General features: G+C 71.3%; 11 protein-coding genes and 1 pseudogene. 5 read left to right on the forward strand and 7 right to left on the reverse strand.

Features of this window, described 5'->3' with window-relative positions; translation table 11 throughout:
- Positions 1-53: 53 nt before the first annotated feature.
- Positions 54-566: pseudogene (locus AB0K51_RS30055) on the reverse strand (IS30 family transposase); the annotation flags it as partial.
- A gap of 224 nt (positions 567-790) precedes the next feature.
- Complete coding sequence (locus tag AB0K51_RS30060) at positions 791-2,188, reverse strand: ThuA domain-containing protein (protein ID WP_363460576.1); 1,398 nt, start codon at positions 2,186-2,188, stop codon at positions 791-793.
- A 376-nt stretch (positions 2,189-2,564) separates the two neighbouring features.
- Here AB0K51_RS30060 and AB0K51_RS30065 point away from each other — a divergent pair, with 376 nt between their 5' ends.
- A complete protein-coding gene (locus AB0K51_RS30065) occupies positions 2,565-3,539 on the forward strand; it encodes a LacI family DNA-binding transcriptional regulator (protein WP_363460578.1) in 975 nt (324 codons plus the stop codon).
- Positions 3,540-4,016: 477 nt separating this feature from the next.
- Here the strand turns inward: AB0K51_RS30065 and AB0K51_RS30070 are convergent, their stop codons facing one another.
- The 5 genes from AB0K51_RS30070 to AB0K51_RS30090 all read right to left on the reverse strand — a co-directional run bounded on the left by AB0K51_RS30070 (position 4,017) and on the right by AB0K51_RS30090 (position 7,438).
- Positions 4,017-4,400, reverse strand: coding sequence for a VOC family protein (locus AB0K51_RS30070; RefSeq protein WP_363460580.1), 384 nt, complete (start codon positions 4,398-4,400; stop codon positions 4,017-4,019).
- A 209-nt stretch (positions 4,401-4,609) separates the two neighbouring features.
- Entirely contained in the window at positions 4,610-4,996 is a 387-nt protein-coding gene (locus AB0K51_RS30075) for a hypothetical protein (RefSeq protein WP_363460582.1), read from the reverse strand.
- 372 nt (positions 4,997-5,368) lie between these two features.
- Positions 5,369-5,986, reverse strand: coding sequence for a hypothetical protein (locus AB0K51_RS30080; RefSeq protein ID WP_363460584.1), 618 nt, complete (start codon positions 5,984-5,986; stop codon positions 5,369-5,371).
- A gap of 560 nt (positions 5,987-6,546) precedes the next feature.
- Entirely contained in the window at positions 6,547-6,813 is a 267-nt protein-coding gene (locus AB0K51_RS30085; RefSeq protein ID WP_363460586.1) for a hypothetical protein, read from the reverse strand.
- A 208-nt stretch (positions 6,814-7,021) separates the two neighbouring features.
- Positions 7,022-7,438, reverse strand: coding sequence for a helix-turn-helix transcriptional regulator (locus tag AB0K51_RS30090; RefSeq protein ID WP_363460588.1), 417 nt, complete (start codon positions 7,436-7,438; stop codon positions 7,022-7,024).
- A gap of 230 nt (positions 7,439-7,668) precedes the next feature.
- Between AB0K51_RS30090 and AB0K51_RS30095 the strand changes: the two genes are divergently transcribed.
- The 4 genes from AB0K51_RS30095 to AB0K51_RS30110 all read left to right on the forward strand — a co-directional run bounded on the left by AB0K51_RS30095 (position 7,669) and on the right by AB0K51_RS30110 (position 11,112).
- A complete protein-coding gene (locus tag AB0K51_RS30095) occupies positions 7,669-7,869 on the forward strand; it encodes a hypothetical protein (protein WP_363460596.1) in 201 nt (66 codons plus the stop codon).
- A gap of 65 nt (positions 7,870-7,934) precedes the next feature.
- Positions 7,935-9,344 carry a hypothetical protein gene (locus AB0K51_RS30100; RefSeq protein ID WP_363460590.1) on the forward strand — a complete coding sequence of 470 codons (1,410 nt, stop codon included), beginning with the start codon at positions 7,935-7,937 and terminating at the stop codon, positions 9,342-9,344.
- Positions 9,341-10,039: a hypothetical protein gene (locus AB0K51_RS30105; protein ID WP_363460592.1), complete on the forward strand. Its 699-nt coding sequence runs from the start codon at positions 9,341-9,343 to the stop codon at positions 10,037-10,039. Before AB0K51_RS30100 ends, AB0K51_RS30105 begins: the two co-directional genes overlap by 4 nt.
- Before the next feature lie 209 nt (positions 10,040-10,248).
- A complete protein-coding gene (locus AB0K51_RS30110) occupies positions 10,249-11,112 on the forward strand; it encodes an SMP-30/gluconolactonase/LRE family protein (protein WP_363460594.1) in 864 nt (287 codons plus the stop codon).
- Positions 11,113-11,270: the final 158 nt, after the last annotated feature.

Consider the following 11,270-nt stretch of genomic DNA (forward strand, 5'->3'; position numbering starts at 1 on the left):
CCCCCTCCACTTTCGGCGGTTTCCAGCGGTCGTTGCAACACGTGGTTAGTTGATCAAGCGGCGATCAGTCTATGCAGGCGCTCGGCTGGGGTTTCCCAGCCGAGCGTTTCGCGTGGGCGGCCGTTGAGCCGGGCCGCGATGGCGGTCAGGTGCTCGGGGCTGTGGCCGGACAGATCGGTGCCCTTGGGGAAGTACTGCCGGAGCAGGCCGTTCGTGTTCTCGTTGGAGCCGCGCTGCCAGGGGCTGGCGGGGTCGCAGAAGTAGACCGGGACGCCGGTGGCGACGGTGAACGAGCCGTGGGCTGCCATCTCCGAGCCCTGGTCCCAGGTCAGTGAGCGTCGCAGGTGGCCGGGCAGGGCCTGGACGGTGGTCACGAGGGCGTCGCGGACGTGTTCGGCGGTGCGGCCGTTCGGCAGGTGCAGGAGCATGCCGTAGCGAGTGGTGCGCTCGACCAGGGTGCCGATCGCGGAGGCGCCGTTCTTGCCGACGATGAGATCGCCCTCCCAGTGCCCGGGGATCGCCCGGTCCTCGGCTTCGGCGGGGCGCTCGCTGATCATGACCATCGGGTCGGTGAACCGCGGTTGGCGCCGGTCGGCCCGGCGTTGCGCCACCGCTTGCCCGTCCGGACATCGATGCCGACGATTCGACAGGCCTCTCTGCTGCGGTACCCCTGACGCATGAGGTGGAAGTATGCCTCCCGCTCACGAGTCAGACGTGGCCCCTTGGCGCCCCGATCCTTCCGAATCTCGAAGTCCATCGCACCCCTTGAACTGGGGTGTTGCAACGACCACTAGAACCTAGGTTCGGTGGTGGGGGCTTCGTCGTGTCCGCGCGGGCGGGGCCGGGTGCGGGGTGCAACCGGCCCCGGGGTGGGGGATCGGGGTTGGGCGGTCAGGCGGAAGCTCTGGGCGGGGGAGTTGTCGCAGGTGCGTTGGACGAGTTGGACGGAGTTGGTCGCGGCGGTGGTGGCGACGGTGAGGCACTTGCCGCTGTGGCGGGCGACGAAGTGCTGGGTGCCGTTGGCTTCTGCGACGGGGCGCCATTGTTGGTTGGTGCCGCCGCCGTAGGTCCACAGCTGGAGGGGGGCGTTGTCGGCGGTGGAGACGCCGGTGACGTCGACGACCTGGTCGGGGTTGTTGCGGGCGGCCAGGCGGACGTAGCCGCTGTCGGTGGCGGTGAGCCGGAAGTGCTGGGCGGTGGTGCCGTTGCAGGTGTACTGCTGGATCGCGGTGCCGTTGGCGGTCGCGGCGGCGCGGGCGTCCACGCACAGCCCGTTGGCCTGCGAGGTCAGGCTGTACCAAGGGTCGGTGGTGACCGGCGCCTTGCCCAGCCACTTGAGCGCGTCGATCAGCATGCGGTTCTGGGTGGCGGACGCGAAGGTCGAGGAGGTGCGGGTGTTGGTCGAGTAGTTCATCGCGTTGTGGCCGAAGTTGGCGTACACCATCCGGTACTGGGTGTTCGTCCAGATGATCGGGTAATCACCGCTGTACCAGGCCTGGTTGGGGTCGCTGCCGAGCGGGAAGCTGGACGGGTCGACGGAGGCCAGGACCTTGATCGAGGGGTTGGCCCGCAGGTTGTTCGACCACGAGTACCACTCGCTGACCGCCGAGGTCCAGGTCGGGGGCAGCGAGGCCGCGACGGGGTGGGAGCCGTTCTCGGTGCGCAGCACGGCGGTGGTCGGACCCCAGGTGTTGGAGCGGAAGTTGCCGCTGCCGAGGAACTGGTTGTAGTACCAGTCCCAGTCGGAGGCGCTGGTGGTGAAGGCCGAGACGTGGAAGCCGAGCCAGGCGCCGCCGCCGCGCATGTAGCGCTCGAAGCCGGCGCGCTGGGTGGCGGTCTGCGGGGCGTCGTCGAGGAACAGGACGACGTTGTACGCGTCGACGCCGCCGTTGGCGAGCAGGTCCCAGTTCGTGGTGGCGGTGTAGGTGAAGTTGTTCGCCGCGGCGGTCTTCGGGAACCAGTCGTTGGCTTCCTTGTCGAAGTCGATGTGGGCGGCGTCCCAGGCACCGCTGTAGAACGCGATGACGCGGAAGTCCGGTGTGGCCGCCGCGGCTTGGGTGGCGGCCGGTACCGCAGTGCCGAGCAGTAGCGCGATCAGGGCCAGGACGGCCGGCAGGAGCCGTTTCAGGCTCTCTGCGGCGGGCGACAGCGGCCGGAGTTCGCCGGTCCGGTGGGGGCGGATGGGCATGGGGGTCCTCTCGACAGGCGTGCGGGGCTCGTCGGTGGGGCGTGCGTGGGGAAGCGAGGGCCGGTGGGGCGATGGCGGGAGGGGCAGTGGCCGGTGTGGTCTTGGCCGTGTGGTGTTGGGCGCGGCTCGTGGCCCGGTCGGACCTCGCTCGTCTGAGCCGGGAACCTAAAGGTCTGAACCAGACGCGTCAAGAGTCGGCGTCTTCGGGTCTTGAACGCTCAACGTGCTTATGCCGCCTGGCCTCTGACGATTCGTCGGTGTTGGATCGAAGTCTTGACGCCGGGCTGGAGCGGCTGTTGACTCGGTCCCACCGTCCGGAACCGGTTCCGGGACCGGTTCCGGACGGTCGCGCCGACCGGTCCAGGAGGCAATCCCTTTGACCGTCACCATTTCTGACGTCGCACGTCAGGCAGGGGTCAGCAAGAGCACCGTCTCTCGGGTCCTGAACGCCGGCGCGGACGTCGACGCCGCAACCGCTGCCCGCGTTCGAGAAGTGATCGATGCGCTCGGGTACGTCCCCCGGCTCGGCGCCGTGCAGCTCGCCCGCGGCAGCAGTCGTACTCTCGCGATGTTCGCGCCATCGGTGACATGGCCGTGGATGGGCGAGGTCCTGCAGGGCGTCGCCGATACCGTCGAGGCGGCCGGCTACGCCCTGATGCTGTTCACCGCGGGCGGCGGCCCGGCGTCGATGGCGCACTTCACCGCCCAGGTCTCCGCCCGGGCTTGCGACGGACTCCTGGCGATCGTGCCCGAGCGCAGCCTGCCCGCGATCGAGGAGATGCGCAGCCGCGGCATGCCCGTCGTCCTCATCGACGACCACGGCCACCACCGCCCCGCACTCCCCTCCGTCGCCACCACCAACCACACCGGCGGAGCCCAGGCCGCGGCCCACCTCCACGCGGCGGGCCGGAGGCGGCCCCTGGTGATCACCGGCCCCGTGCGCTTCGGGTGCGTCGGCCAGCGACTGTCCGGCTTCCAGGACGTGCTGCCGGCCACCTTCGTGCTGGAGGGTGAGTTCACCGAACGGACCGGCCACGAGGCCGTGGAACACGCCCTGGCCGCGGGGGCGGAGTTCGACGCCGTCTTCGCGCACAACGACCAGATCGCCGCCGGGGCGCTGCGCGCGCTGCGCGCTTCCGGCCGCACCGTCCCGGACGACGTCGCCGTCGTCGGCTTCGACGACCTGCCGTTGGCGCGGAGCACCGACCCGGCGCTGACCACGGTGCGCCAGCCGATGCGCGCCATGGGCCGCGCCGCGGCGACGCTGCTGCTGGCCGAACTCGGGGGCACGCCGATACCCGACGAGCCGCTGATCATTCCGACCGACCTCGTCCGTCGTGAGTCCGCCTGAGAGTGCCGGTCGCCCACACGAGTCGTCAGGAAGAAGTGGGCGGGCGGGGCTTGGGCCGCAGTGGGCGGACGGGACGTGTGCGCGGTGGTCGAAGCAGTGCGCGACGTCCGGCGGCAGGGCGCGGCCGGGGTGCTCATCGGCGGACGGGTGGCACCGCAGCAGCGGAAGCATGGCCGGTGACACCCCGTCAGAGTTCGGCATCACCTTGTCCCCGCCTGGCTTGCCCCGCTCGGGTTCCCGACGGCCCAGGCGAGCCAGTGTCCGGGTGGCCTGAGCGTGCAGGACGACGACCTCGAAACCCCTGTGCACCGAGATCGCCGCCTACCTGAGCCTGCACCCGGACCGGACCGAGGACGTCGTCGGCACGCTGTCGATATGTCGAGGCCGAGTACGGCGGGCCCGGGTTCAATGGCCGCGACGGCGGTCGGCAGATCCACCTCGTCCGGAAGCTCGCCTGGCTGCGTGACCGGGTCGGTGTCAGTGCGGCGGGGCGGGTGTGACCGGGGTCGGCTGGGTGAGGTTCACCGCGTTGCCGTCCGGGTCCTTGATGTGGGCGACGCGCTGGCCCCAGGGCATGTCGGTGGGACCGCCGCCGACCGAGCCGCCCAGCGCCTCCACCCGGCCGAGGGTCTCGTCGACGTCGTCGACGGCGATGCTGAGCAGGAGCCGCGGTGCCGCGGCGGCGCCCAGGTCGGCCCTGGCCACCAGCCCGAGGTCGGTGTCGCCGATGCGCAGGCCGAGGTAGAACGCCGGGCCGTCCGCCGGTACCCGGAAGACCTCCTCGGCGCCGAACAGGTTCGTGTAGAAGTCGCGCAGGACGTCCTGGTCGGCGGTCAGGATCACTGGCTGGATGGTGGACATGGCACTCCTGTCGAGAACGGTCGCGTCAACCGGTAGACGGTTCGAGGAGCGAGAACTCATCGGTGCCACCAGCCTGCCGGACGAGCCGACCCGCGCGCGCCGCGGCGATGCGGCGGCGGAGCGGCGCGTCGTGGTCGCGCACAGCGTCGGCGAAGGCGGTCGAGTCGGCGCGGCGGACGGCCGTGACCCATTGGCCGAGGGCGGCGGGGTCACCCCCGCGGGCGGTCCGGGGTGAGGGTGACGACGAGGGCGCAGAGCGCGGTGGTCGCGGCGAGCGTCGCGGCTGCGGCCAGGCCGGCCCCGATGACGAACAGCCCGCTCCCGTCGTCGGACCAGTCGTACCCGAGGGCGGCGGTCAAGCCGGCCGTGGTGCCGACCACCGCGTCCGCCACGTACCGCCGGAACGCAGCCCAGCCGACCGCCGGCAGCAGGGTCACGACCAGCCCGATCACCTGCCAGGCCTCGTACGGCCCGGTCACCGAGCCGTCGGGGTGGATGTCGCGGAGCTGGTCCCAACCCAGCCAGGCAGCCCACGCGGTCATCGGCACCAAGGCCAGCAGCAGGGAACGGACGGGATTCAGGGGCTTCGAGCGCATGCCCCGAGTCTCCCGAGCCGGCCCGGACCCGTCGCAGAGCGCGGGTACTCACCTCCCGCATGAGTACCCGCCCGCTGCGTGTGGGCTCTAGGGAGCGTCCTCGTCGTGCGGTCCGAGGGAGGGGAGGAGCCGTTCGATGTCGAGGTCGTCGGCTCCTTCGACGTCGATGTCGCCCGCCACGTGCAGGTCGAGAGTGTTCGGGATCGGCCGGGTCGACGGCCCGGGTGTGCGGCAGCTCCGCCAGCAACCGTTCCACCAGCCCCCGGCGGCGGGCCCCGGCGTCCGGCACGAGCCGGAAGGCCGCCTCGTCGACGAAGCCGCGGGACCACGTGAACCGCCGGGAACCGTCGGCCGGTAGCAGTCAAGGTGCTCCTACTGCAGGATGTTGATCGCGCGGGCGATCACCAGCCCGCCGATTCCGAGAGACGCCACTGCTTCCGTCATCATCAACAGCTTGGCCCACCGTCTGATCGCGGAGATGTCGGTGGGGCTGAACGCGGTGGCGGTCCAGAACGCGAGCACCAGATAGTCGGCGAAGATCGGCACCCAGGTGGTCGGCACGTAGGTCGTGTGCTGCATCTCGGGGAACACCAACGCCGGATTCGCATACGGTCGGTGCGCGCGGGCAGCGGCACCACCGCGATCCAGATCCCAGTACCACAGGCCGAAGGCGATCACGTTCGTGGCCCAGATCACTCCGCCGGTGGCCAGCAGCCCGGTGGCGTTGTTGGCGAACAGCTTGTTGTTGGTCAGGATGTCGGCGATCAGGTGGACGGCGGCGTACAGATTCGCCACCGTGATGAAGGCGATGACGACGCCGGTCGTGATCCGCAGCCATGGTTTCACGCGATCGATGCGGCCCGGGTCCCCGATGATCAGCGCGGCCAGCAACACGACCAGGACCACCGGGACCACCCATGTGGGGCTCACCCGGTACTTCGCAGGCAGCCCGACGTGGAGCAACGCGGCGACCAGAATCGCCAGCGCCACGGGCCACCACCGCTCACCCCGTGCAGTGGCCTGAACCGGCGTCAGCGGGGGCGGAGCGACCGGCTGCGGACCTGATGCCATACCGCATTGTGGCTTCGCCGGTTCCGATGGCGAAGCAGTGACGCGCCGCTTCCGCGACCATCTGCGATGACTCCCTGCACCGCGCGAAGCGGTTGCGGTCGGTGCACATGCGCCGCTGCCGCTGAGAGGGCCACCACGGATCGCAGCGGTATTCCGAGAAGTCATCATGACGGTATGTCAGATCATGTCGGGAAAGCGCCGGGGAGCAGACTCGTCCCGGATCGGGGATCATCACGATCGGCACCCTGGCCCGGCACGCCGCTCGGGTGGGCGACGCGCTTCAGCATGGGTGCCACGGTCGCGCTCGAGAGGGTGGCGACCGGAGCCTTCACGGGCCCGGCCGTGTTGATGGGCATCGGCATGTCGCCAGCGGACGAACCCAGGGCGCGCACGCGCGGCGCACGGTGGAGGACTGCCCGCACGCGACGATGGTCACGATCCCCGGCACCAGCTTCTCGAGGGTCCCGCCGGCGGGGTGCTCAGACCTCGCCGTAGAGGGTGAGGACCACGCCCTCGACCTCCATGCGGCTGTGCTTGATCAGGTCGCCGCGGCGCAGCGCGGCGAGGCAGTGTTCGAGACGCTCGGTCTCCCCTGCGGTCAGCACGGCGGCGGCCAGGTTGCGCAGGCTGGTCAGTATGGCCGAGGTGAGGGCCCCGGGGTGCGGACCTGACAGCAGGACGACGGGTTGGCCCGTGCGGTCGCGGACGATCGCGGTGGTCGAGCCTCCGTGGACGACGAGCACCATCGCCTCCGTGTCCGACGAGCACGCTGCACGTGCCGGAGGCTCGTGCGGCTCACAGCCTCGGGTAGGAGAAGACGATAGCCCTGATCTCCCGATTTTTATCCTTTTCGACCCTCGAACGGCGGTATGTCGTGCCCGGGTTCACGGCGGGCGGGTTCATGCCACCCCCTCGCGCACCACGCCGCCGATGCCGCGCGTGGGGGAGGGGGCGCTACTCCGGCTGTCGGCTGCGCCGCAGCAGGGAGTCCACGAGTGCGGCCACGTGCTGCCGGTCGGCGGCGGACAACTGCTGGAGGCTGGCGATGAGGGTGGCGACCTCGGGATCGGTGCTCGCTCCGGGCTCGCCCTCCGCGTACAGGTAGATCCCGCAGGTCTCGGCGGCCGCGCGCCGCACCGCGTCGAGTGGCAACTCCAGCCCGGCGGCGAGGCGTTCGAGCGTCGCGGGCTGCGGCATCCGCACCAGGCGCTCGGTGGTGGCGAGGTGGTGGACGGTGGAGCGGGGGAGGCCGCCGCGACGGGCGACGTCGCCGTAGGACCAGCCCTGCGCGTCCAGTTGGCGCCTCATCATTCGCTGCAGTGCGTTGTCCACGGGATGGGGTGCTTCCTGCTGTCGGAGCCGGCGGAACACGTCCGGGTGGCCCCGATTCTACGGGCGTACGGCGCGCCGTCCATGCGATCACGCATCCCACCTGCCGATTTCGCTCCATCGAGCGGCGGTGGCGCAACGTGTTCGTGTCTGTGCTTGTCGTCGCCCCCGGTGAGCGACTAGCGTCCAATCTCGTCGGACAGAACGTCCGATCTGACTGGACAGGAGTCGGGGGACCTCCCCGGCCCCGATAGAGAGGCACTGCCATGAGCATGAACGTCACCGAGCTCGACGCCGAGACCGTGGAGCTGCTGCCGAGCCGCGAGGCGCTGGGACGGCTGAAGTTCGTGAAGGTCCACGCCAACGTCGCCTTCGTCCACGCCCACAACGAGTCGTGGGCCGTGAACGACTACTCGCCGCTCGCGGTCGCGCAGTCCGAGGCGGCGCAGTCGGTCAACGTGTACCAGCGGTAACAGCCCGCACGTGGGCGGACCGCGCCCCGTGGCGCGGTCCGCCCACAAGGAAGGACGGGTCCAGCGTGGCTGGAGACCTACCGACGGCGGCCGGCGGCCGCCGGCCGGCGGCGCCCTTCCCGGTGCCGCGACTGACCACCGGGCTGCGGCTGCACGGCGAGTACCAGGGCAGCGGGTTCACCGAGCCCCGCTACCTCGCTCGTCGCGGGGACGGCCAGGTGGTGCAACTGACCCTGCTGCTGCACCTGGTGGCGGGATCGATCGACGGTGTCCGGGACACCGAGGCCATCGCGCACCGGGTCAGCGCCCGCTACGGACGCGAGGTCAGCGCGGACAACGTCGACTACCTCGTCGAGCACAAGCTCCGGCCGATGGGGATCACCGCACCGCCCGGCGGCGACGGCCACCCGGTCGGCGCCCCTCGCTCGGACCTCCTGCTCGCCCTCACCGGCCGCCGCGTGCTGCTGCGTGAGCGCCAAGTCGTCCGGATCGCCCGGTCGTTGGCCTGGCTGCACCGCCCGTGGGTGGTGGCCGTCGTCCTGACGGCCGCCGTCGCCCTGGACGTCTGGCTGTTCGCCGTCCACGGGGCGATGGGTCCCGTGCTGCAGGTGCTGGACCAGCCCGTGCTCCTGCTCGCCGTGTTCGGCCTCACGGTCGCCTCGTTGCTGTTCCACGAGTTCGGACACGCGTCGGCCTGCCGTTACGGCGGCGCACAGCCGGGCCCGATCGGCTGCGGCCTGTACGTGCTGTGGCCCTCGCTCTACACGGACGTCACCGACGTGTACCGGATCGGCCGGGCCGGTCGGCTGCGCACCGATCTCGGCGGCGTCTACTTCAACGTCGTCTTCATACTGGGCCTGGCCGGGGGCTACGCCCTCACCGGCCGGCCGCTGTTCCTGGCCGCGGTGCTCGTCGCGCACGTCGAGATCGTCGAACAGCTCATGCCGGTCGTGCGCCTGGACGGGTACTTCATCCTCGGTGACCTCGCCGGCGTCCCCGACCTGTTCGGCAGGATCCGGCCGACGTTGCTGAGCCTGCTGCCCGGACGCCCCGTCAGACCCGAGGTCGCCGACCTCAAGAAGTCCGCCCGCGCGGTGGTCACCGGCTGGGTACTGACCATGGTCCCGCTGCTCGTCGGCGAGCTCGGCTACGTCCTGTGGCACCTGCCGAGGATCCTCGCCGCGGCCGCGCACTCGCTCGCCGCGCAGGGCGCCGACGCCCTCACCGCCTTCTCGGACGGGCGGTTCTCCACCGCGGCGGTCGACGCCATCGGGACCTTCACCCTGCTGTGCCCGCTGGTCGGAGGCACCTACCTCGCCGCTCGGACCGTCGCCCGGCTGCTCCGCCGGATCCTCGTCCGCCCGCTCTCGCGCTGGCGGGCGCCCGCGGCAGCGCACCGCCGCATGCCAACCGCCCCGCACGCCTCGGCCGAACAGCTGCCGGATCCCGTGCACACCCTCAGGAGGTATTCGTGAAGCACCGTACTCCGCAACGGAGTTCGATCATCGGTCGGACGGCCGGACGCCTCGGCGTGCTGAGCGGCGCGTGCCTGGCCGTACTCGCCGTTGCCGCGCCCGCCGGCGCCGTCCCGTTCTCGGACCACCCCGGCCGCGGCGTCGCAGCCTTCGCGGACCGCGCGACCACGCACGCCAGCCGCGTACATCCGGACCAGTACGAGGACTCGTTCACCGTCCACCAACTCGGCACCGTGTTCAGCGTCGGCGCGAACAACCGGGCCACCGCCGTCTCGGCCGGCTGCTCGACCCCGCACCCGTGCCGGTCGATCGCGCTGTCCTTCCAGATCGTCACCATGGCCGGGGACGACGTCCGGCTCAATGCCACCAACCTCGGCCGAGCAGTCAACGAGCAGTGCCCCAGCTGCCAGACCCTGGCCGGCGCCTACCAGTTCATCGTCTCCACCGCGCAGCCGTTCCGGCTCAGCCCCGGGGCCAGCGGCCAACTGGCCGCCATCCACCGCAGACTGGACGCGCTTGGCGCCTCGCACGACCCGATCCCCGTCGTCAAACAGCGCGCCGACGACCTGGCCGCCCAGGTGAAGGCGATCCTCGACCACGAGGCGCTGACCGCCCCCAGGGCCGCGGGGATGTCCCCCCTGGCGAAGTCCGGCCCGAGTGTGACCATGCACCGCCACTACGACGGGGCGAACTGACGACCTGACCCGGCAGACGGGGGGTGCGTGCTGGTGGTCGCGCCCGGGGCGGCCCCGCCGTTACCCTTCCTCCCGGGGGCGGCGGGGGCATCGCCTACGACCCGCCGATCCCGGGTGCGGCGCAGGCTGACCACGCATCACCGCATCGTTCTCTCCTGAGACCGGCCGCCCTCACCGGCCACCCCGTACCCGCCCGACCAGGAGCCCCGATGCCCCGCACCCTGCACGCCGAGCCGGTCGTCCGTGACCGCGCCCACCTCAACGAGAGTCCGCTCTGGGACGACCGCCACCAGATCCTGCGCTGGGTCGACATCCTGGCCGGCCGGGTACACGGGTGGGACCCGGCCACCGGGGAGCGGACGCTCTTCGAGGCTGGCCTACCGGTCGGTGCGGTGGCGCTGCGCGAGTCCGGCGGGCTCGTCCTGGCCGTCGCCGACGGCTTCGCGGTGTTGGACGGCGAGCAGCTGACCCGGATCGCCGACCTCGACTCCGAGGGCGGCGAGCTGCGGATGAACGACGCCGTCTGCGACCCCGAGGGCCGGCTGCTCGCTGGCACCATGGCGTTCACGCACGAGCCGGGCCGCGGCACCCTGCACCGCCTGGACCCGGACCACACCGTGCACACCGCCCTCCCGTCGGTCACCATCTCCAACGGCCTCGACTGGTCCGCGGACGGCACGACCGCCTACTACGCGGACAGTCCGACCCGCGAGGTCCGCGCCTACCGCTACCACGAGGGCCGGCTGCTCGACCCCCGCCCGTTCGTGACCACCGAGGACGGCGTGCCGGACGGCCTCGCGGTCGACGCCGAGGGCGGGGTGTGGGTCGCGGTGGCCTTCAGCGGCACGGTCCGCCGCTACCTGCCCGACGGCACCCTCGACACGGTCGTCCGCGTCCCGGCCACCGTGACCACCAGCTGCGCCTTCGGCGGCCCCGACCTGGACACGCTGTACATCACCACCGCCACCGAGAACCTCACCCCCGCTCAGCTCGCCGAACAGCCGCTGGCCGGCGGGATATTCGCCTGCACCCCCGGTGTCCTCGGCCGCCGCGCCCACCGCTACCGCGGCTGACCCGGCCTGCCGCGCCGGTAGGCCCGATGAAGCACGTCGTTGCAGTGTGGCGTGCGAGGGGCGGTGGGGCAGTCGGCGATTTGCGACGTCAGAGGGGCCGATGTGACTGGCCATCAGCGCACCAAGGGGAGCGGCAACGACCCCCTTGGTGCGCTGAT

This window comes from Kitasatospora sp. NPDC049285, assembly GCF_040678815.1.
Lineage (GTDB): Bacteria > Actinomycetota > Actinomycetes > Streptomycetales > Streptomycetaceae > Kitasatospora.